18 protein-coding genes and 1 pseudogene are annotated in these 19,389 nt (G+C 68.4%); 16 read left to right on the top strand and 3 right to left on the bottom strand.

Annotation, left to right across the window (positions count from 1 at the left end; genetic code table 11):
* The first annotated feature begins 296 nt into the window (after nucleotides 1–296).
* Nucleotides 297–1,247 (top strand): LysR family transcriptional regulator, encoded by a 951-nt coding sequence (locus V5F66_RS00680; RefSeq protein WP_394003288.1) that lies wholly within the window; start codon nucleotides 297–299, stop codon nucleotides 1,245–1,247.
* A gap of 108 nt (nucleotides 1,248–1,355) precedes the next feature.
* Here V5F66_RS00680 and V5F66_RS00675 read toward each other — a convergent pair.
* Nucleotides 1,356–1,769 (bottom strand): annotated as a pseudogene (locus tag V5F66_RS00675) (integrase core domain-containing protein); the annotation flags it as partial.
* Nucleotides 1,770–2,042: 273 nt separating this feature from the next.
* Between V5F66_RS00675 and V5F66_RS00670 the strand changes: the two are divergent.
* From V5F66_RS00670 to V5F66_RS00620, 11 genes are read left to right on the top strand one after another with little or no spacing between them, the layout of a single operon-like run.
* On the top strand, nucleotides 2,043–2,732 hold the full coding sequence (locus V5F66_RS00670; protein ID WP_394092989.1) for an HAD-IB family phosphatase: 690 nt from the start codon (nucleotides 2,043–2,045) through the stop codon (nucleotides 2,730–2,732).
* Nucleotides 2,725–4,134: an aspartate aminotransferase family protein gene (locus tag V5F66_RS00665; protein WP_394092988.1), complete on the top strand. Its 1,410-nt coding sequence runs from the start codon at nucleotides 2,725–2,727 to the stop codon at nucleotides 4,132–4,134. The genes V5F66_RS00670 and V5F66_RS00665 overlap by 8 nt, the downstream gene beginning before the upstream one ends.
* Nucleotides 4,135–4,139: 5 nt before the next feature.
* A complete protein-coding gene (locus V5F66_RS00660; protein ID WP_394092987.1) occupies nucleotides 4,140–5,063 on the top strand; it encodes an arginase family protein in 924 nt (307 codons plus the stop codon).
* Nucleotides 5,060–5,428, top strand: coding sequence for an EamA family transporter (locus tag V5F66_RS00655; RefSeq protein ID WP_394092986.1), 369 nt, complete (start codon nucleotides 5,060–5,062; stop codon nucleotides 5,426–5,428). Before V5F66_RS00660 ends, V5F66_RS00655 begins: the two co-directional genes overlap by 4 nt.
* 8 nt (nucleotides 5,429–5,436) lie before the next feature.
* Entirely contained in the window at nucleotides 5,437–6,333 is an 897-nt protein-coding gene (locus V5F66_RS00650) for an alpha/beta hydrolase (RefSeq protein WP_394092985.1), read from the top strand.
* Nucleotides 6,323–7,546, top strand: coding sequence for a GNAT family N-acetyltransferase (locus V5F66_RS00645; RefSeq protein WP_394092984.1), 1,224 nt, complete (start codon nucleotides 6,323–6,325; stop codon nucleotides 7,544–7,546). Before V5F66_RS00650 ends, V5F66_RS00645 begins: the two co-directional genes overlap by 11 nt.
* Nucleotides 7,543–7,965, top strand: a complete 423-nt coding sequence (locus V5F66_RS00640; RefSeq protein WP_394003274.1) for an EamA family transporter — start codon at nucleotides 7,543–7,545, stop codon at nucleotides 7,963–7,965. The genes V5F66_RS00645 and V5F66_RS00640 overlap by 4 nt, the downstream gene beginning before the upstream one ends.
* Nucleotides 7,953–8,459: a DUF2147 domain-containing protein gene (locus tag V5F66_RS00635; RefSeq protein WP_394092983.1), complete on the top strand. Its 507-nt coding sequence runs from the start codon at nucleotides 7,953–7,955 to the stop codon at nucleotides 8,457–8,459. The genes V5F66_RS00640 and V5F66_RS00635 overlap by 13 nt, the downstream gene beginning before the upstream one ends.
* A 6-nt stretch (nucleotides 8,460–8,465) precedes the next feature.
* A complete protein-coding gene (locus V5F66_RS00630) occupies nucleotides 8,466–10,211 on the top strand; it encodes a sensor histidine kinase (protein WP_394006291.1) in 1,746 nt (581 codons plus the stop codon).
* 8 nt (nucleotides 10,212–10,219) lie between these two features.
* On the top strand, nucleotides 10,220–11,605 hold the full coding sequence (locus V5F66_RS00625) for a sigma-54-dependent transcriptional regulator (protein WP_394092982.1): 1,386 nt from the start codon (nucleotides 10,220–10,222) through the stop codon (nucleotides 11,603–11,605).
* On the top strand, nucleotides 11,598–12,422 hold the full coding sequence (locus V5F66_RS00620) for a MipA/OmpV family protein (RefSeq protein WP_394092981.1): 825 nt from the start codon (nucleotides 11,598–11,600) through the stop codon (nucleotides 12,420–12,422). Before V5F66_RS00625 ends, V5F66_RS00620 begins: the two co-directional genes overlap by 8 nt.
* Here the strand turns inward: V5F66_RS00620 and otnC are convergent.
* Together otnC and V5F66_RS00610 are read right to left on the bottom strand one after the other, a co-directional pair.
* Nucleotides 12,416–13,102 (bottom strand): 3-oxo-tetronate 4-phosphate decarboxylase, encoded by a 687-nt coding sequence (gene otnC / locus V5F66_RS00615; RefSeq protein WP_394092980.1) that lies wholly within the window; start codon nucleotides 13,100–13,102, stop codon nucleotides 12,416–12,418. The two genes, V5F66_RS00620 and otnC, sit on opposite strands and share 7 nt — an antisense overlap.
* A 104-nt stretch (nucleotides 13,103–13,206) precedes the next feature.
* On the bottom strand, nucleotides 13,207–14,274 hold the full coding sequence (locus V5F66_RS00610; RefSeq protein ID WP_394093283.1) for a LacI family DNA-binding transcriptional regulator: 1,068 nt from the start codon (nucleotides 14,272–14,274) through the stop codon (nucleotides 13,207–13,209).
* A gap of 266 nt (nucleotides 14,275–14,540) precedes the next feature.
* On the opposite strand from V5F66_RS00610, the gene V5F66_RS00605 reads away from it, so the two are divergent.
* The 4 genes from V5F66_RS00605 (at nucleotide 14,541) to otnK (ending at nucleotide 19,083) form a co-directional block, all read left to right on the top strand.
* The gene (locus tag V5F66_RS00605) at nucleotides 14,541–15,854 is read left to right on the top strand and encodes an MFS transporter (RefSeq protein ID WP_394050404.1); all 1,314 of its coding nucleotides are present in this window, start codon (nucleotides 14,541–14,543) and stop codon (nucleotides 15,852–15,854) included.
* Nucleotides 15,781–16,887, top strand: a complete 1,107-nt coding sequence (gene ltnD, locus V5F66_RS00600) for an L-threonate dehydrogenase (RefSeq protein WP_394092979.1) — start codon at nucleotides 15,781–15,783, stop codon at nucleotides 16,885–16,887. The genes V5F66_RS00605 and ltnD overlap by 74 nt, the downstream gene beginning before the upstream one ends.
* A gap of 115 nt (nucleotides 16,888–17,002) precedes the next feature.
* Nucleotides 17,003–17,806 carry a 2-oxo-tetronate isomerase gene (gene otnI, locus V5F66_RS00595; RefSeq protein ID WP_394050406.1) on the top strand — a complete coding sequence of 268 codons (804 nt, stop codon included), beginning with the start codon at nucleotides 17,003–17,005 and terminating at the stop codon, nucleotides 17,804–17,806.
* A complete protein-coding gene (gene otnK, locus V5F66_RS00590; RefSeq protein ID WP_394092978.1) occupies nucleotides 17,803–19,083 on the top strand; it encodes a 3-oxo-tetronate kinase in 1,281 nt (426 codons plus the stop codon). The genes otnI and otnK overlap by 4 nt, the downstream gene beginning before the upstream one ends.
* Nucleotides 19,084–19,389: the final 306 nt, after the last annotated feature.

Below are 19,389 nucleotides of genomic sequence, written 5' to 3'. Positions count from 1 at the left end.
GCGGTGCTTCCCTTCGCGGAAGCGGCTCCGCTTTGGATGACACGAGCATTGCGCCGGCTCTTTAGGTTGGCAAATCGAATTAGTGCGATTACAAAGTCAATAAATCCGAACCAAGATCGCTTACAAAATTTGTGCTGCGCGATATGTTCGTGAGCACTTGCGAGATAAATGCTGCAAAAGGCGCCCACATGCTCATTTTGTAGGCCCATATTGCATCACGTTTGATCGTTTCTGCCGGCGACGGATGTTGCGCGGCTCAGGTGGTGAGCAGCTCTCGGAAGCATGGGGCGCATGATATGAACAGGTCCGAGGGCGAGGACGGTTGGCGGGACGTGCCCAATCTGAGCCTGCGGCAGCTCGCCTATTTCCTCACGGCTGCGAACCAGCTGAGCGTGCTGCGCGCAGCCGAGGCTCTGAATGTCTCGCCCTCCTCGGTTTCCACTGCCATTTCCCAGATGGAGCGCATCCTGGGAGTGAAGCTGTTCATGCGGCGCCATGCGCGCGGCATGCTGCTCACGCCTGCGGGGCGGGATCTCGCCGTCCATGCGCGCAGCATCCTCCTGCATGTACGGGAGATCGAGACCATGGGCGAGCGCGGCGGGCCGCGCGCCGCCATCCGTCTGAGCATTGGTTGCCTGAATACCCTGGCGCCCTATCTCGTACCCCGGCTGATGCAGGAGGTGGAGAAGGAGCACCCCAAGATCCAGGCCCGCTGGCACGAAGACAGCCACGACAGCCTGCTCGAAGGCCTGCACAGCGGCGCCCTCGATCTGGCGATCCTCTATGACTACGACCTGCCCACCACCGTGCAGGCGATCACGCTGCGCACCATGCCGGTTCAACTCGTGGTGCCTGCTGGTCACACGGTGCTTCAGCGGGAGCGCTTGCGCCTCGCCAACGTGGCGAAGGAACCCTTCATTCTTTTGGACCTTCCGAAGACGCGGGACTATTTCCTCTCGATCTTCGCGGCGGAGCGCATCGAGCCGCGCATTGCTTACCGGACCGGTTCGTTCGAGATGCTGCGCAGCATGGTGGCCAGCGGCTTCGGCTACACGGTGCTGAACTTCTCGCCGCCTTACGTCGCCCCGGATCAGGGTGGGCTCGTGTCTCGGCCGCTGGACGGACCGTTCCGGCCGCAGGAATTGGTGATCGCCCGCCTATACAGGACCCGCCCTCCATCTCGCCTCGAACAGCTCGTCGAGACGGTAAAAGCCTGCGTTTCCAAGCTGAAGACATCCACCGGATGACGGCGGGTCAGCTGAATTCGCCGGCAAGGTCACAACCATCCGCGCTGATGTCCTGGCGGGTGCTCATCGGCCCGAAAACTCGAAGGCCTATGACGTTGCCACCAACTTCTATCCAGCTGTGAGTTCGTTCCGTCGGTTGGATTTGCCCTCTGGGGCGGCCTGAGCGGCGGGTGCAGACGCGGAGCCATTCATGGTGCGGAGCGTCTGATCCCGCCACGGGTGGAAGGTTGAGGCGAAGGCCGCTGGCGTCTGCCATCCGAGCTTCGAGTGCGGCCGGGCGGTATTGTAGTCGAGCTGCCACCGGGCGAGAGCGGCTCTTGTCTTGGACAGGCTGGAGAACAGCGTTTCGTTCAGCAACTCGTCCCGAAGGCGGCCGTTGAAGCTCTCGATGAAGCCATTCTGCATCGGCTTGCCGGGCGCGATGGAGTGCCACTCGACCCGAGCCGCGTCGGTCCAGGCCAGAATGGCATTGGAGGTGAACTCGCTGCCATTGTCGCTGACGATCATCTTCGGCCGGCCGCGACCGGAGCGCAGCGGACAAGTTCGCTCCATCGATTTTGAGCTGGCAGGAGCCAGCGCACCTTAAAGGGGCAGGCTGACGCCTGCGACGGCTCGGCACCGCGCGCCCCCGATGCGGGCCTGAGACCCCGCCGCCGCCGTTCCTCCAAAATTTGGAGGAAGCTCCAAACCGCAAGGCTGCGCGGAACCCGTCCCCGACAAAAATTCATTTAAAATCATACTATTATGCTTTGGCCCCGCGCTTGCGTAGAGGGCATGCGCAGTTCGCGAGGCCAAATGCAACTTCACTTCGCTCTCGACTTCGATGGCACCATCAGCCCCATCGACACCACCGATCTGCTCCTTGCCACGTTCGCGGATGGGCGCTGGGAGGAGATCGAGGAGGACTGGCGCGCCGGCCGCATCGGCTCGCGCGAATGCCTGTCGCGGCAGGTCGCCCTGCTTCAGGCGCCGCGCGCCGCGCTGTGTGCCGCACTTGCCGATGTAAGACTCGACCCGCACTTCACCGCCTTCGTCACGCGGGCGTGGCTCTGCGGGGCCACCGTCTCGGTGGTGTCGGACGGGTTCGACCTCGCCATCATCCACCTGCTGCACGCCAACGGCATCGACCTTCCGGTCACCAGCAACCGGCTGGTGGAGGCAGGCGCGGGACGCTGGCAGGCGGCCTTCTCCAATCGCGGGGAACAGTGCCCCAGCGGCACCTGCAAGTGCGCCGCCATCCCGGCGGATCGCCGGTTGGTGCTGGTGGGCGACGGGCGCTCGGACTTCTGCCTCGCCCGCCGCGCCGATTTCGTCCTGGCCAAGGGCGAGCTTGCCGCCTTCTGCGCCGCCGAGGGCATCGCCCACCAGGCCATTTCCGGCTTCGCCGACGCCCTCGCCTTCCTGGACTTCGCCTTTCTGGAACCGCTGCGCGCCCGCCGCGCCGCCTCCCCCTCCCGCCTCACCCTCGAGGAAGTTCATGCTTGATCGCCAGACCGAAATCTCCACCGCCGCCGCCGAGCGTACCCGCCTGCGCGAGCTGGAGGAGACCTATTGCTCCCATGGAGACACGGTCCATTACACTGAAGAGCCGAAGATCTTCGAGCGCTGCGAGGGATCCTTCATCTATGACGACGAGGACCGCGCCTTCCTGGATCTGCAGATGTGGTATTCGGCGGTCAATTTCGGCTATGCCAATCCGCGCCTGAACGAGGCCATGCGCCGCCAGCTCGATCGCCTGCCCCAGGTGGCGAGCCAATATCTGCACCGCGAGAAGATCGAGCTGGCCGCCGAGATCGCCGAAGGCGCCATGGCGCGCTTCGGGCACAAGGGGCGGGTGCATTTCAACGTGGGCGGCGCCCAGGCCATCGAGGATTCCCTCAAGCTGGTGCGCAATGCCTGCGGCGGCAAGAGCCTGATGTTCGCCTTCGAGGGCGGCTACCACGGCCGCACGCTCGGCGCCTCGGCCATCACCTCGTCCTACCGCTATCGCCGCCGCTTCGGCCATTTCGGCGAGCGCGCCCACTTCATCCCCTTCCCCTATCATTTCCGCGGCCCGCGCGGCATGACGAAGGAGGAATGCGGCCACCGCTGCGTCGAGCAGTTCGCCCGCCTGTTCGAGAGCGAATACAATGGCGTGTGGGACCCCAAGGCCGGCCAGTGCGAATACGCCGCCTTCTATGTGGAGCCGATCCAAGGCACCGGCGGCTATGTCATCCCGCCCGCCAACTTCTTCCCGGAGCTGAAGGAAGTGCTCGACCGCCACGGCATCCTGCTGGTGGTGGACGAGATCCAGATGGGCTTCTACCGCACCGGCAAATTGTGGGCGATCGAGCATTTCGGTGTGGCGCCTGACATCATCGTGTTCGGCAAGGCGCTGACCAACGGGCTGAATCCCCTGTCCGGGCTCTGGGCGCGGGAGGCGCTCATCAATCCGCAGGCGTTCCCGCCCGGCTCCACCCATTCCACCTTCAATGCCAATCCGCTCGGCACTGCCGTGGCGCTGGAAGCCATGCGCATGATGCGCGAGGAGGATTTCGCCACCTCCGTGGCCGAAAAGGGCGCCCATTTCCTCGATGGGCTCAAGGAGCTGAAGGCGAAGCACGCCATCGTCGGCGACGTGGACGGGCTGGGCCTTGCCCTGCGGGTGGAGATCTGCGAGCCGCATGACAGCTACACCCCCTCAAAAGCCATCGTCGACCGCATGGTGGACGAGGCGCTGAAGGGCGATCTCGTCCACGGCGGCGAGCGCTACGGGCTGGTGCTGGACATCGGCGGCTACCACAAGAATGTCATCACGCTGGCGCCGGCGCTGACCATCAGCCATGCCGAGATCGACCTCGCCCTGGCGCTCATGGACCAGCTGTTTGCCCGCGTGACGCCCCAGTGAGCGCCATGCGCATCAAGGTCATCGATCTGGACGGCACGCTCACCGTGCAGGACGAGGTCATGGCCGGCCTGCCCGGCTGTGACGCCGATCTGTTCATTGCCCGCGACCTTGCACCCCGGCTGCGCTTTCTGGCGGGGCGGAGCGCGCTGAAGACGCTGGCCGAGCGGCTCGGCCCGCCGACGCGCGGCGAGATCTGCTTTTATGGCTCGGGCGATTTCCATCACCTGAGCCACCTTCTGGTCTCGCGCTTCGACCAGCCGATGAGCGTGGTGCATTTCGACAACCATCCGGACTGGACCCGGTTTCCGCGCACGCTGAACTGCGGCTCCTGGGTCAGCCGCCTGCTGGAACAGCGGAATATCGAGCGGGTGGTGACGCTGGGCCCGTGCAGCAGCGACCTCAACGCCCCACAGCTGAAGGGTGCGGATCTGCCGCTGCTGCGTGCCGGACGGCTTGAGGTCCATCCCCTGGCATCCGGAGCCACCTTCTATGCCGGGCCGGGGTTCGAAACGGCCGGCGTGCGCGGGGCGGCGGGGATCGCCGCCGACGGCCTGCGCTGGGAGGGGCTGGAGGACGGCGACTTCGCCGCGCACGTGGAGACCATCGCCGGCCAGCTCCCGGCAACACCCCTGTGGATCACCCTCGACAAGGACGTGCTCGGCCCGGACGAGGCGGTGACCAACTGGGACCAGGGCCGCCTGCCCCTCCACCTTGTGCTGCAGGCCATCACCCTGTTTGCCCGGCACCGGCCCGTGCTGGGTATGGACGTGTGCGGCGACTATTCGCCGGAAGGCGACAACGGCGCGCTGCGCACCCTGCTGGCCAATCTCGACCGGGACCAACGACGCGATCCCCACGGCAATGCCATCGCCGTCAACGGCGCCACCAACGGCCGTATCCTCCGGCACATGGGGGACATCCTGCAATGAACGCGTCCCTCGTCGCCCTGTTCGCCACCTCGGTGGCCTGCGATGTGGCCGGGCAGCTGGCGTTCAAGCGCGGTGCCGACCGGCTTCCCGCCGTCGGCTCCGCTGGCGTGGGGCGCTTCGCTTTGAGGCTGGTGGGCGAGCCCTGGCTGATCCTGGGGCTGCTGGTCTACGCCGTCGAGTTCCTGGTGTGGACGCGCATCCTCGCGCAGGTGCCGCTGGCCATCGCGTTTCCCGTCGCCAGCCTCAACATTCTCGGCATCACCGTGGCGAGCCACCTGTGGCTCGGCGAACGGATCGTCCCGCGGCAATACGCCGGGGCAGTCCTCGTCACCGCCGGTGTCGCCCTCGTCGCATCCAGCCTGTGAGGAACGCCATGCCTGTGGACCGCAGCATCATGAGCGAGGGCGGCCCCATCGGGGTGCTGCTCATCCACGGCCTCGGCGGCACCCCGGTGGAGCTTCGCGAGGTGGCGCGCCGGCTCGCAGCCACGGGTGCCACCGTTCTGTGCTGCCAGCTCGCCGGCCATTGCGGCACCGAGGAGGAACTGGCCGCCACACGGTTCGAGGACTGGTACGCCAGCGCCGAGGCCGCCCTCGCGGCGCTGGAGGCGCGCTGCACCAAGGTGGTGGTGGGTGGCCTCTCCATGGGGGCACTGCTGGCCGCCCTGCTCGCCGCCCGCAACCCCGACAGCGTGGACGGGGTGGTGATGCTGGCCCCGACCCTGCGCTATGACGGCTGGTCCATCCCCCGCTACGGCTTCCTGCTGCGCCTGCTCATCAATACGCCGCTGGGCCGCCGCTATCGCTTCGTGGAGCGAGAGCCCTACGGCCTGAAGGACGAGCGCATCCGGACCATGATTTTGCGCGCCATGCGGAGGGGCGATACCGATGCCGGCAGCCTCGGCACCCCCTCCGCGGCGCTGAAGCAGCTGTGGCGGCTGGTGGCGCGGCTGAAGCCACTGCTCGGCTCCATCCGCCAGCCGGTCTTCATCGCCCATGCCCGCCACGACGACGTGGCGAGCTTCAACAATGCCGTGCTGCTGCAACGCCGTCTCGGCGGCACGGTGGAATGCCTGGTGCTAGACGACAGCTACCACCTCGTGACCCTCGACCGGCAGCGCCATCTGGTCACCGACCGGGTGGCGGCCTTCATCCGGGGCGTGGTGGCAGCGCCGAACCGCCATCCCGTGCTGGAGCCGCGCCGCGCGGCGGCCGCCCGCGCCGAACGCAATGCGCCCATCGCCGCTGCGGAGGTGGCCCATGTCGCATGAGGCCCTGATGGGCGATTGGGCCGAGGGCACGGCCCGCCGGCCGAGCCTTCCGCTCGCCCGCGTGGTGTCCGGCATGGCCGGCATCGACCCCACCGGCTGGAAGGCCGCCCGCCCCCCCGAAAGCGAGGGATGGGCCTATCTTGCCGCCTGCGAGACCGCGCCGCCCGCCGCCATGGAGCTGGCGGCGGTCAGCGTCGGCAATCGCGACGGCCTCGCCGCCGGCGCCCCGCTGTTCGCCCTCAAATACCGGCTCGACACCCCGCTCCAGGGTGGTCCGCTCGCGGCCTTCTGCGACCGCCTCGCCCGCCGCGCGCCGGGGCTGCTGGAATGGCGCATGCTCGGCGTCGGCTCGGCCTTCACCGACGCCTGCCCGGTGGCGCTCAACCCGCGCCTCGGCGGGACCGGCAGGCAGGAGGCCCTCTTAAGCCTCATCGCCGCCGTGGAGGCGGAGGCGGCGCGGCGAGGCGCCGGCCTCGTGGTCTTCAAGGACCTTGCCCCGCGCGAGCTGGATCTCCTGGGGCCGCACCTCGCCGCCGCCCGATACTTCGCGGTGGAGAGCCTGCCCGTGGCCGTGCTGGACCTCGCGGACACCGGCGATCTCGACTCCTATCTCGCCCGCCTCTCGCCGGCCACACGCAAGGACCTGCGGCGCAAGCTGAAACAGGCCGGGCGGGTGGAGGTGGAATGGCGCACCTCCCTCGCCGGCCTGGAAGGGGAGGTGCGCGCGCTCTATGAGGCTACCCGCACCCGCAGCCAGGTGCGCTATGGCGATTTCGAGGAATTGCCGGACGGCTATTTCGAGGCGGTCTCGCGGGCGCTGGGCACCGATGCGGTGTTCGCCTGCTATCGGGTGGAGGGGCAGCTTGCCGCCTTCAACCTGCTGTTCGTCGAGCCCGACCGGGTGATCGACAAGTTCCTCGGCATGGCCTACCCGCTCGGCCCCGCGCACGACCTTTATGCCCTGAGCTGGCTGGAGAACGTGCGCTTCTGCCAGCGCATCGGCCGGCGCTACCTGCAGACCGGGCAGACCGCCTATGCCTCCAAGCTGCGGTTCGGCAGCGCGCTGGAGCCGCGCACCCATCTCGTGAAGCATCGCAACCAGCTGCTCCATGCCGCCGTGCGCCTGGCCGCCCCGCTGCTCTCCTTTCCCCGCTGGGACCCCGACCTGCGGCGGCTGGACCTGCGGCAGCGGGACAAGGACGGGGCGCGATGACGCTGCGTCCCTCAGCCTTCCCCACCCTCATCCTCGTGGGCGTGTTCCTCGCCGTGGACACCGCGACCCAGCTCGCCTTCAAGGCCGCCGCCGAGGCCATCGGCGACCTGCCGCTGGGGCTCGATTTCCTCGCCTCCGCTGCGGGAACCGCCTTCGCGTGGCTCGCGGTCGCGCTTTACCTTGCGACCTATGTGCTGTGGATGCTGGTGCTGAAGGATACCGCGCTCAGCCGGGCCTTCCCGCTGACGGCGCTGAGCTATGTGAGCGTGCCGCTGTTCGCCTGGCTGGCCTTCGGCGAGGCGGTGGACGCGCGCACCGCCGCCGGCATCGGGCTGATCCTCCTGGGCGTGGCGCTCATCGGCCACGGTGCCGAGGCGGACGCCGTTCCAGAAGAGGAGCTGACCCCATGCGAAACCTGATGGCCGGCCTCCGCGCGCTGGCCCTGATCGGCCCGGCGATGGCGACCCCGGCCTTTGCCGCCCCTGACGTGACCGGCACCTGGATGACCGAGGACGGCGAGGGTGCAGTCCAGATCGCACCTTGCGGCGACAGGCTGTGCGGACGCATCGTATGGCTGAAGACCCCGCTGGACGAGAACGGGCAGCCCATGCGCGACGAGAACAATGCCGACCTGTCGCAGCGTGACCGGCCGCTGTGCGGGATGGAGGTGCTGTCCGGCGTCGCGCCGGGACGGGACGGCTGGGAAGGCGGCTGGATCTATGATCCGGAGGCCGGCGCGCGCTATTCCGTGGCCATCGCCCCGGGGGAGGAAGACGCCATCGTGGTGACCGGTTTCGTCGGCATGAAGGCGTTCGGGCGGACGCTCCAATGGCATCGCGCGCCCGCCAGCCTGAAACGCTGCGACGCCCCGCCGGCCCCGGCGAAGGCCAGCGCCGGGAACAAGAGGTCCTAGGGCATCATGGCGCGACGGCGCGGCTCGCGTTGGCTGAACTGGTGGTCGCTGCTGCCCCTGCGGCTGCGGCTGACCCTTTATTTCGTCATGGTCAGCGTGCCGCCGGTGCTGGTGGCGAGCTTCATCGCGGCCGAGGTCATCTCGGCGACGTTCGAGCGCAACGTGGAGCAGTGGATCGGCGAGATCGCAAGCTTCATGGCCAATGAGGCGGCGGAAGGACGCGAGGAGGCCCAGCGCGCCACCGCCATCGTGGCCGCCGCCCTGTCGCGGGCAGGCACGGGCGGCGTCGAGCCCATCGAGCCGTTCGCCGATCTGCTCACCTCCGTGGGCTATGATTTCGTGCGCCTCTACACCGCCGACGGCAAGGTGCTGTTTTCCACTGGCGACCTGGAGCTGATGCAGCCTTTGCCGCTCAAGGCGGTCTCATCCATCTTCTTCGTCCGGCAGGACGGCCGCCGCGCCATGATGGTAGGTGCGATCCAGGCGGTGCATATCGGCGAGCAGGCTGGCTTCCTGTTCGTCGCCAATCTCTTGGACGAACAATTCTTCACCGCGCCGCAGACCATCCGCTCCCTCGACCTGCACCTGATCGAGGTGACCGAGAGCGGCGAATTGCGCGATCTCGAGGCCCTGCATCGCGCCCCGCTGCCGGTGCCGCCGGAGGCGCTGGCGGCGCTCACCGCCGGCGCACCCATCGCCATCCAGCGGCGCAGCTACGGGCTGGGACCGGCGGTAGCCTTCACTGCCCTGCGTGATGATGGCGGGCGCCTCGTGGGCATCATCGCCTGCCGGCTCAACGGCACGTCGGCGACGTTCGAGCGCCTGGGCACCGTGTGGCTGTTCGTGGCCCTGGCGGCGGTGGCGGGCGCGCTGTCGCTGCTGGTGGGCTTCTCCATCGCCCGGCGCATGAGCCGTCCCCTGCACGATCTCACCCGCGGCGTGCGGGCGGTGGCCGAGGGCAATTACGCCATCCGCGTGCGCGAGACCGGCGGCCGCGAGATCGAGGCGCTGGCCAGTGGCTTCAATGCCATGACCGAGCAGCTTCAGACCCTGCGCGACCGGGAGGCGGCGCTGCGCCACCGCGCCCAGCTGGCGACGCTGGGGCAGGCGGCGGCGGTGATCGCCCACGAGATCCGCAATCCGCTCGGCATCATCAAGACCTCGGCGGAGCTGGTGCGCCGCAAGACCCCGATGGCGCCAAGCGAAGACCGGCTGATGATGTTCGTCCTCGACGAGGTCCAGCGCATCGACCGGCTGGTGAAGGAGCTGCTGGACTATGCCCGGCCACCGCAATGCGCCGCCGTTCCGCTCGATCTCGTCACCTCTATCGTCCAGCCGGCCCTCGACTTCATGGCGCCGGAGCTGCGCCGCCGCGACATCACCCTCGCCGCCCGCCTGCCGGACCATCCGGTGCCGATCCAGGGCGACAAGGACCTGCTCCACCAGGCGCTCATGAACCTGCTCATCAACGCCATGGACGCCGCCGGCGACGGCGGCCATGTGATCGTGCGGGTGGGTCAGGAGGAGGACGCGGCCGTGCTCCATGTGGAGGACAACGGCCCCGGTGTGCCGCAGGACGTGCGCGCCGCCCTGTTCGATCCCTTCGTCACCACCAAGGTGAACGGCACCGGCCTCGGCCTTGCCACCGTGCGCTCGACAGCAGAGGCGCACGGCGGCGCGGTGAGCCATGCCGACGCACCGGGCGGCGGCGCCATCTTCACCCTCCGCCTCCCCCTCGGCAAACAGGGCTGATGCCGCACATGGCCGCGAAGATACTCATCGTCGACGACGAGGTCCGCCATGGGGAGGTGCTGGAGGCAGCCCTCGCCGAGCGCGGCTTCGAGGCGACTTCGACCAACACCGTCGCCAAGGCGCTGGCCCATTGCGCCAGCCACGCGGTGGACCTGGTGCTGAGCGACCTGCGCATGCCCGGCCAGGGCGGCAGCGACCTGCTGAAGGCGCTTAAGGAGCAGCGGCCCGAGCTGCCGGTGATCATCATGACCGCCTACGCCACGGTGCGCGGTGCGGTGGACCTGGTGAAGGACGGCGCCTTCGACTATGTGGCCAAGCCCCTCGACCTCGACGACGTGGTCGCCACCATGGCCCGCGCGCTACGACTGAAGGCGGTGGAAAGCGAAAACGCGCGCCTGCGCTCCGAGCTGGAGGGGCGCTACCGCTTCGACAATCTGGTGGGCGACAGCCCGGCCTTCCGCGACGTGCTGCGCCAGGTGACCGAGGTGGCGCCGAGCCGGGCCAGCGTGCTGCTTCTTGGCGAGAGCGGCACCGGCAAGGAACTGGTGGCCCGCGCCATCCACTACAACAGCCCGCGCCGCGACCTGCCCTTCGTCGCCGTCAACTGCGCCGCCATTCCCGAGACCCTGATCGAAAGCGAGCTGTTCGGCCATGTGAAGGGCGCCTTCACCGGCGCCACCGGCGCCCGCGAGGGCCGCTTCGCGGCTGCCGACCATGGCACGCTGTTCCTCGACGAGATCGCCGACATGCCGTTGCCGGTGCAGGCCAAGGTGCTGCGCGCCCTGCAGGAGCAAAGCTTCGAGCCGGTGGGCAGCAGCAAGAGCGTATCGGTGGACGTGCGGATTATCGCCGCCACCCACAAGGACCTGCAGAAGGAGATCGCTGCCGGCACCTTCCGCATGGACCTTTACTATCGCCTCGCGGTGTTCCCCATCTCGCTGCCGCCGCTGCGCGAGCGCACCGACGATATCGTGCTGCTCGCCAACCATTTCCTCGCTGCCGCGGCGCGGGACATGGGCAAGCGCATCAAGGGCCTCACCCCCGAGGCGCAGGCCATGCTGACGCGCTACCGCTGGCCGGGAAACGTGCGCGAACTGCAGAACTGCATGGAGCGCGCCGCCATCGTCGCGCGGGGCGACCTCGTGGGTGAAGGCGACCTGCTGCTGTTCGAGGCGACCGGCGATGCCGCCGCGATGCCGCACACGCTCGACGGCGACCTCGACGGCGAGCTCGCCCGCATCGAGCGCGAGTTTGTGCTGAAAGCGCTCAAGGACAACGGCGGTGTGCAGGCCCGCGCCGCCGAGAAGCTCGGCATCACCGAGCGCAGCCTGTGGCACCGCATCAAGAAGCTGGGCATCAAGATCGACAAGGTGGCGGGGGCCGGCGATGGTTAGGCGCTTCTTCCTCCTCCTGATGCTGGCGGTATCGGCGCTGCCGTGGCACGCGCGAGCGCAGGACACCGGTTCCGCCGCCACCTCCGCGACCGATGCCGCGACCGACGCCTGGATCGTCACCCTCGGTGGCAGCTTCACGCTGGGGCCGTCCTATGAGGGGGCGCGGTCCATCGCGCCGTTCTTCACGCCCTCGTTCGACATCCGCCGCGCCGACGAGCCGGCCACCTTCGGCGCGCCGGACGACAATTTCGGCATCGGCCTGCTGGATCTCGGCGCCTTCAAGCTCGGCCCGCTGGCGGGCATCCGTGAAGGACGCGCGAGCGGCGCCCTGCCCGGACTGCCGGGCTATGCCTGGGCGCTGGAGGGCGGTGGGTTCGCCGAATACTGGCCGGTGGACGGCATGCTGCGCACCCGCGTGGAACTGCTGCAGGGCTTCGGCGCCTCTGGCGGCCTTGCGGCCAATCTCTCGGCCGATTTCGTGCAGAAGCAGGGCGTGTTCACCTGGTCCATCGGGCCGCGCCTGTCGCTGGCCGACAGCGCGCTGATGCAGACGGAATTCGGCGTCTCGCCGCTGGCCTCGGCGCTGAACGGCCACATCGCCCCCTACGCGCCGGATGCCGGGATCAAGTCCCTCGGCCTCACCTCGTCCCTGTCTTATGAGATGTCGCAGGACTGGACCACCACGCTCTACGGCAGCTACCAGCGCCTGACCGGCGCGGCGGCCACGAGCCCCGTGACCACGCTCTCCGGCAGCCCGAACCAGATCACGGTCGGGCTGGGGTTCGAGCATTCGTTCGTGCTGGGCCGGCCCTATTGACCATGCCCCTCGTGGTCGTGCCCCGCGTGATCGTCCGCCGGCCGCGAGACGCCGAACACCTTGACCAGATCGGCCACCTGCTCCGGCGACAGGTAGCGCGGGTTCAGGCCGCGCAGCAGCAGATAGAGCCTCGCGGTCTCCTCCAGCTCCTCGGTGGCGAAGACGGCGGCTTCCAGCGTGTCGCCGGCCACCACCGGGCCGTGATTGGCCAGCAGCACCGAGGAATAGCGCCCGGCGAGGCCCCGGATGGCATCGGACACCGCCGGGTCGCCGGGCCGATAATAGGGCACCAGCGCGGTCTGGCCGCAGCGCATCAGATAATAGGGCGTCATGGGCGGCAGCACCGCCTTCGGATCGATCTCCGGCAGCATGGTGAGCGCCACCGAATGGGTGGAATGCAGGTGCACGATGGCCCGCGCGCTGGAGCGCGTGTCGTAGAGCGCCTGGTGGAGCGGGATCTCCTTGGTGGGCGCGTCGCCGGAGACGATGCGGCCCGTGGCGTCGAGGCGCGAGATGCGCGCCGGATCAAGGAAGCCCAGCGAGGCATTGGTGGGCGTCACCAGCCAGCCGCCGTCGTCGAGGCGCAGGCTGATATTGCCCGACGAACCGGGGGTGAGGCCGCGCTCGAACAGCGAGCGGCCGAACATGCAGATGCTTTCGCGCAGTTTTGTTTCCGACATGGCAGGTCCTCGGCCCGGCCCCAAGGCTGAGGCGCGGGCTCCAAAGCGGGAACGGAAGATCTCGGCCCGGTTGAGACAGCAAACCGGGTCCAAAGCGGATGAACTTAAGTGGTCGCCCCCTCGATCAGCTCGAAATCGAGGGTGACGACGGCTGGCGGCCCGTCCGATGAAATGAGCCGTGCGCTGGCCTCACCCACCTCGACGCGGGGGGTGCGGATGGTGGACAGGGGCTGCGGCGCGCAGCGGGCGACCTCAAGGCCGTTGTGGCCGAACAGCGCCAGCTCGCCCGGAATACCGATGCCCCTGGACAGGCAGAGGAAATAGCCACCGATGGCCATGTCGTCGTTGGAGAAATAGACGGCGTCAAGATCGCGGGTCTCACTCAGGATCCGGGCCAGCCCGTCGCGCCCCGCCTCGATGGACGAGGGCGCCGACGCGATCACTTGCCCTGCCACCTGGAGCCCGGCCTCGGCAAGCGTGGAGCGGAACCCCTCGAACCTTTTGGCGGCGCGCAGGTCGAGGGCCAGGTCGTGGCCCACATAGCCGATCCGGCGATAGCCGCGGGTGATGAGATGGCGCGCGCTAGCGCGGCCCGCCTCCCGGTTGGAGAAGCCCACCACCATGTCGATGCCGGCCCCGTCGGTGTCGAGCATCTCGATGATGCGGATGCCGGCGCCGCGCAGCATGGCTTCGGCCCGCGGCGTGTGTTCCAGCCCCGCGACCAGCAGCCCGGCCGGGCGCCAGCTGAGCAGCGAGGCGATGAGGGCTTCCTCGCCCACAAGATCATAGTCGGTGACGCCGATGACCGACTGGAAGCCGGCCTTGCCGAGCACCGAATTGGCGCCGCGCAGCAGGTCCGGAAACACGATGTTGGCGAGCGAGGGCACGATGATGCCCACCAGCTTCGATCCGGTGGAGGCAAGGGTGCCGGCGATGCGGTTCGGCACGTAGCCAAGCCGGGCGGCCGCCTCCAGCACGCTGGCGCGGGTCTTGGAGGAAAACGAACCGTGGCTGCGCAGCACCCGCGAGGCCGTGCTCTCGCCGACACCGGCCTCGCGCGCCACATCCGTGAGGGTGACGCCCGCACCCGAGCCCGCGGGAGAGACAAGGTGCGGACCTGCGCTTGCGCGGCGCCCCGCCAGCGCGTCGTCACGGATCGCGTCATCTCGCATCGAACTGGCGTCCTTGTCGGCCACGCCTGCCCTCCCCCGCCCGGTTGGGCGCACTCCGGATGCGCGGCAAATGCGCGTCGGGTTTTCGTGTTTGTTGCCGTTGTGTCACGCTCCTGGGGAGCCATCAAGGTGGTATTTTGGCAGCGCTACCATTTTCTGTTTGGCAGCGCTGCCACTGTTTGCTATGTGCTGATGGCAGCGCTGCCATGCCCAGCACGCAGCCCGACACGACAGCCAACACAAACGCCACCTCCAGGGAGGACCCGATGAGCACCCAAACCGCGCCCCTCGCGGCGCACGTCGCCGTGGAACCCGACACGCAGAAGGCCGCCTACGCCAAGGTGTTCTGGCGCATCGTCCCGTTCCTGATGCTGTGCTACGTGGTGGCCTACCTCGACCGGGTGAACGTGGGCTTCGCCAAGCTCCAGATGTCGCAGGACCTGAACTTCAGCGAGACCGTCTACGGCCTCGGCGCCGGCATCTTCTTCCTCGGCTATTTCCTGTTCGAGGTGCCAAGCAACGTCATTCTCCACAAGGTCGGCGCGCGCATCTGGATCGCCCGTATCATGGTGACCTGGGGTCTCATCTCCGGCGCCTTCATGTTCGTCTCCAGCGCGCCCATGTTCTATGCCCTGCGCTTCCTGCTCGGGGTCGCCGAAGCCGGCTTCTATCCCGGCATCATCCTGTACCTGACCTATTGGTATCCCTCGCACCGCCGCGCCAAGATCATCGCCATCTTCATGTCGGCGATCCCGATTTCCGGCATCTTCGGCAATCCCCTGTCGGGCTGGATCATGGACAGCTTCCACGGCACCTCGGGGCTGGCCGGCTGGCAGTGGATGTTCCTCATCGAGGCCATTCCGGCCATCGCCATCGGCATCGCCATCTATTTCTATCTCGACAATGGCATTCGCGACGCCAAGTGGCTGAGCGCCGAGCACAAGGCCGTGCTGGAATATGAAATCGCCCAGGAAGAAAAGACCAAGGAAGGCCACCACTCGGTTGCCGGCGTGTTCGCCGACAAGCGGATCTGGCTCATGAGCTTCATCTACTTCTGCTTCGTCATGGGCCAGTATGCCCTGACCTTCTGGATGCCCACCCTGGTGAAGGCCACCGGCGTGGTCGGCAACTTCCACATCGGCCTCGTCAGCGCCATTCCCTTCCTCTGCGCCGTCATCGCCATGAACCTGATCGGCCGCAGCTCGGACCGCCATCGCGAGCGGCGCTGGCATCTCGTCGTCCCGGCGCTGATGGGCGCGGTGGGCTTCACGGTGGCCGCCACCTCCACCAGCACCACGGTGGCCATCATCTTCCTGTCCATCGCCGCCGCCGGCGCCATCTCCTGCGCGCCGCTGTTCTGGTCCCTGCCCACCGCCTTCCTCGCCGGCACGGGCGCCGCCGCGGGCATCGCGCTGATCAATTCGGTGGGCAATCTCGCCGGCTTCGTCAGCCCCTACCTCATCGGCTTCCTGAAGGACCTCACCGGCTCCACCCAGGTGGGCATGTATGCCCTCGCGGCGATCCTGGTGGCCGGCGCCGCTGCGGTGCTCACCACCTCGCCCAAGCTCGTCAACAAGTGAACCCACAGCCTCCCGCGGCGCGATCCGCGGGAGGCCCCTCGTGCCGATGCCGTCGCAGCGCAGCTCCCTTTTCGAGGATCAGGTCATGACAGAACAGTTCTCGCCCGAGGTCGCCATTTCGGGGGCCACAGGGACCGGGCGCGCCGCGGTCATCGGGCTCGGCTCCATGGGCTATGGCATGGCCCAGTCCCTGAAGCGCGCCGGCTTCGACGTGGCCGGCTTCGACGTGAACGCCGCCGCCGTTGAGCGCTTCGCCGCAGAAGGCGGTCGCGGCGCATCGAGCCCGGCGGAAGCCGCCCGCGACGCCGACGTGGTGGTGAGCGTGGTGGTGAACGCCGCCCAGACCGAGACCATCCTGTTCGGCGCCGACGGCGTGGCGCAGACGCTGGCAGACGGCGCAGTGTTCCTCTCCTCCGCCACCATGGACCCGGAAGTCGCCCGCACCCTCGCCACCCGGCTGGAGGCCACCGGCCGGCTCTATCTCGATGCACCCATCTCCGGCGGTGCCCAGCGCGCGGCGGAAGGCGCGCTCACCATCCTTGCCTCCGGCAGCCCGGCGGCCTTCGCCAAGGCGCGGCCGGCGCTCGATGCCATGGCGGCGAAGCTCTATGAGCTGGGCGATGCGCCCGGACAGGGCGCGGCTTTCAAGATGATCAACCAGCTGCTCGCCGGCGTGCACATCGCGGCGGCAAGCGAGGCCATTGCCTTTGCCGCGCGGCAGGGGCTCGACATCGCCAAGGTCTATGAGGTCATCACCGCCTCGGCCGGCAACAGCTGGATGTTCGAGAACCGCATGCCCCACGTGGTGGACGGCGACTATACGCCGAGGAGCGCGGTGGACATTTTCGTGAAGGACCTCGGCATCATCCAGGACATGGCGCGCAGCGCGAAATTCCCCGTGCCGGTCTCCGCCGCCGCGCTGCAGATGTTCCTGGCCACCTCCGCCGCCGGCATGGGGCGCGACGACGACGCCTCCGTCGCCCGCCTCTATGCCCGCATCACCGGAACGAAGCTGCCGGGCGATCCGGCCTGAGCCGGTGCCGACCTAAACCCTGCTTGCGTCCCTGCGCGGATTGGTGCGTCCTTCACGCCGCACCGACCGCCGCGACCCGACCTTTCGGAAGATCCCACCTTTTCGGACAATTCCCATGCCGCGCTTCGCCGCCAACCTCACCATGATGTTCACCGAGTGGTCGTTCCTCGACCGCTTCGCCGCCGCCGCCGATGCCGGCTTCACAGCGGTGGAATTCCTCTTCCCCTACGAGCATGCGCCGGAAGCCGTGGGCGAACGCCTCGCCCGCAACGGCCTGACCCAGGCCCTGTTCAACCTGCCCCCCGGCGATTGGGCGGCCGGCGAGCGCGGCATCGCTGCCTTCCCCGAGCGCTTCGACGAGCTGAAGGCGGGCGTTGCGACCGGCCTCACCTATGCCGCAGCCACCGGCGTGAAGCGCCTGCATCTCATGTCCGGCCTTGCCGACCGCGCCGACCCCAAGGCCCGCGCCGCCTATCGCGAGGCGGTGGTCTACGCCGCCGGCGCGCTGGCGGAGAAGGGTCTCGACCTGGTGCTGGAGCCCATCAACGGCCGCAACATGCCGGGCTATTTCCTCAACGATTTCGCCTTCACCGAGGCGCTCATCGCCGAGCTGGGCCTGCCCAACCTGAAGCTCCAGTTCGACATCTATCACTGCCAGATCATCCATGGCGACGTGACCATGCGGCTGCGCCAGCTCATGCCCATCACCGGCCATGTGCAGATCGCCAGCGTGCCGTCCCGCAACGAGCCGGACGGCGAGGAGCTGAACTATCCGTTCCTGTTCGCGGAGCTGGATCGCCTGGGCTATGACGGCTTCGTGGGCTGCGAATACAACCCGCGCGCCGGCACGCTGAACGGCCTTAGCTGGTTCGCGCCCTATGCCGCCGCCCCGGCCCTCAAGGCGGGAGCGAACGGATGACCCTCGCCCTCGGCACCATCGCCGACGACTATACCGGCGCCTCCGACCTCGCCAACACTCTGGCCAAGAACGGCCTGCGCACCGTGCAGACCGTGGGCATCCCGGCCGACGACCTGCCGCTGGGCGAGGTGGACGCGGTGGTGGTCTCCCTGAAGATCCGCTCCGTGCCCGCCGCCGAGGCGGTGGAAAAGGCCCGTGCCGCCGACCGCTGGCTCAGGGCGCGCGGCGCCAGCCATGTGATGTACAAGATCTGCTCCACCTTCGATTCCACCGACGAGGGCAATATCGGCCCGGTGCTCGACGCCCTCTCGGCGGATGCCGGCGCGGCGGCGGTGCTGGTCACCCCCGCGTTTCCGGAGACCGGGCGCACCGTCTACCAGGGCCATCTCTTCGTCGGCTCGGTGCCGCTGAACGAGAGCCCGCTCAAGGACCACCCGCTCAACCCCATGCATGACGCGAACCTCGTGCGCGTGCTGGGGCGGCAGAGCGTCTCCCGCGTGGGGCTGGTTCCACAGGCGCTGGTGGCGCGCGGCGCGGATGCCGTCCGCGCCCGGCTGGCCGAGCTTGCGGTCGACGGCATCGGCGGCGTGATCGCCGACGCGGTGAATGAGGGCGATCTGGTCACCCTCGGCGCCGCAGCACTCGATTCCCAGGTTTCCGTGGGCGCCTCCGGCCTCGGCCTCGGCCTGGCCCGGGGCCTCGTCGCCACCGGCCGGGTGCTGCGGGTCGATGCGACGGCATCGGTCATGGCCGGTGTCGGCGGGCTTTCCGCCTGCCTTGCCGGTAGCTGCTCCAAGGCCACGCTGGAACAGATCGCGCGGGCCGAGGATGTCATGCCGGTGCTGCGCCTGTCCGCCGAGGCGCTGGTCTCCGGCCCTGCCGAGGCCGAGGGGGCACTGGAGTGGGCAGCCGCCCGCATCGGCGACGGCCCCGTCCTCATCGCCTCCTCTGCCTCACCGGCCGAGGTGGCGCGGCTTCAGGCCCTCCACGGCCGTGAGGCCGCCGGCCATGCCATCGAGCAGGGGCTGGCGACCATTGCCGAGGGGCTGGTCAAGCGCGGCGTCCGCCGGCTGGTGGTGGCGGGGGGCGAGACCTCCGGCGCGGTGGTGGATCGCCTGGGCATCCCAGCCTTCGCGCTGGGACCGGAGATCGCCGCCGGCGTGCCGGTGCTGCGCACCATCGGCGGCGCCCACGGTGATCTTCTCATGGCGCTCAAGTCCGGCAATTTCGGCGGCGTGAACTTTTTCACCGATGCGCTGGGGCTGATGTCGAAGTAGCGAGCCGCCTTCCAGACACCGAGCTTCGCTGAGCGGGCTCCGGCCGGGTCGAAATGGCCCCGTCGGAGCCCGTTCGCGTTTCAGGGAAACGCCCAGGCCTATGTTTGCATTTCTGCAAACACCGCTGTCGCTCTACCCCTCTTTGCTTTGCCCAGCGCCAACCTAATATCCACCCCGACAGCTGGAGCGGTCGACGTTGGCCAAAGCCCACGGCAATCGCTCCAGACCCCGAAGTTGACGCGTTTTCGTCACGCGAACCGGTATTCACTTCGCTTGAAAACGCTTTGTTGCGGCCGCTTGAACGGC

This window comes from Xanthobacter versatilis, assembly GCF_043193975.1.
Lineage (GTDB): Bacteria > Pseudomonadota > Alphaproteobacteria > Rhizobiales > Xanthobacteraceae > Xanthobacter > Xanthobacter autotrophicus_E.
The sequence above is the reverse complement of the archived record's forward strand: the minus strand, read 5'-3'. Positions and strand labels throughout refer to the sequence as shown.

What these genes read in the sequence shown, in the direction of transcription:
- V5F66_RS00680 (WP_394003288.1), top strand. Translation starts at nt 297, where the DNA reads ATGAACAGGTCCGAGGGCGAGGACGGTTGGCGGGACGTGCCCAATCTG.
- V5F66_RS00670 (WP_394092989.1), top strand. Translation starts at nt 2,043, where the DNA reads ATGCAACTTCACTTCGCTCTCGACTTCGATGGCACCATCAGCCCCATC.
- V5F66_RS00665 (WP_394092988.1), top strand. Translation starts at nt 2,725, where the DNA reads ATGCTTGATCGCCAGACCGAAATCTCCACCGCCGCCGCCGAGCGTACC.
- V5F66_RS00660 (WP_394092987.1), top strand. Translation starts at nt 4,140, where the DNA reads ATGCGCATCAAGGTCATCGATCTGGACGGCACGCTCACCGTGCAGGAC.
- V5F66_RS00655 (WP_394092986.1), top strand. Translation starts at nt 5,060, where the DNA reads ATGAACGCGTCCCTCGTCGCCCTGTTCGCCACCTCGGTGGCCTGCGAT.
- V5F66_RS00650 (WP_394092985.1), top strand. Translation starts at nt 5,437, where the DNA reads ATGCCTGTGGACCGCAGCATCATGAGCGAGGGCGGCCCCATCGGGGTG.
- V5F66_RS00645 (WP_394092984.1), top strand. Translation starts at nt 6,323, where the DNA reads ATGTCGCATGAGGCCCTGATGGGCGATTGGGCCGAGGGCACGGCCCGC.
- V5F66_RS00640 (WP_394003274.1), top strand. Translation starts at nt 7,543, where the DNA reads ATGACGCTGCGTCCCTCAGCCTTCCCCACCCTCATCCTCGTGGGCGTG.
- V5F66_RS00635 (WP_394092983.1), top strand. Translation starts at nt 7,953, where the DNA reads ATGCGAAACCTGATGGCCGGCCTCCGCGCGCTGGCCCTGATCGGCCCG.
- V5F66_RS00630 (WP_394006291.1), top strand. Translation starts at nt 8,466, where the DNA reads ATGGCGCGACGGCGCGGCTCGCGTTGGCTGAACTGGTGGTCGCTGCTG.
- V5F66_RS00625 (WP_394092982.1), top strand. Translation starts at nt 10,220, where the DNA reads ATGGCCGCGAAGATACTCATCGTCGACGACGAGGTCCGCCATGGGGAG.
- V5F66_RS00620 (WP_394092981.1), top strand. Translation starts at nt 11,598, where the DNA reads ATGGTTAGGCGCTTCTTCCTCCTCCTGATGCTGGCGGTATCGGCGCTG.
- otnC (WP_394092980.1), bottom strand. Translation starts at nt 13,102, where the DNA reads ATGTCGGAAACAAAACTGCGCGAAAGCATCTGCATGTTCGGCCGCTCG.
- V5F66_RS00610 (WP_394093283.1), bottom strand. Translation starts at nt 14,274, where the DNA reads ATGCGAGATGACGCGATCCGTGACGACGCGCTGGCGGGGCGCCGCGCA.
- V5F66_RS00605 (WP_394050404.1), top strand. Translation starts at nt 14,541, where the DNA reads ATGAGCACCCAAACCGCGCCCCTCGCGGCGCACGTCGCCGTGGAACCC.
- ltnD (WP_394092979.1), top strand. Translation starts at nt 15,781, where the DNA reads ATGCCCTCGCGGCGATCCTGGTGGCCGGCGCCGCTGCGGTGCTCACCA.
- otnI (WP_394050406.1), top strand. Translation starts at nt 17,003, where the DNA reads ATGCCGCGCTTCGCCGCCAACCTCACCATGATGTTCACCGAGTGGTCG.
- otnK (WP_394092978.1), top strand. Translation starts at nt 17,803, where the DNA reads ATGACCCTCGCCCTCGGCACCATCGCCGACGACTATACCGGCGCCTCC.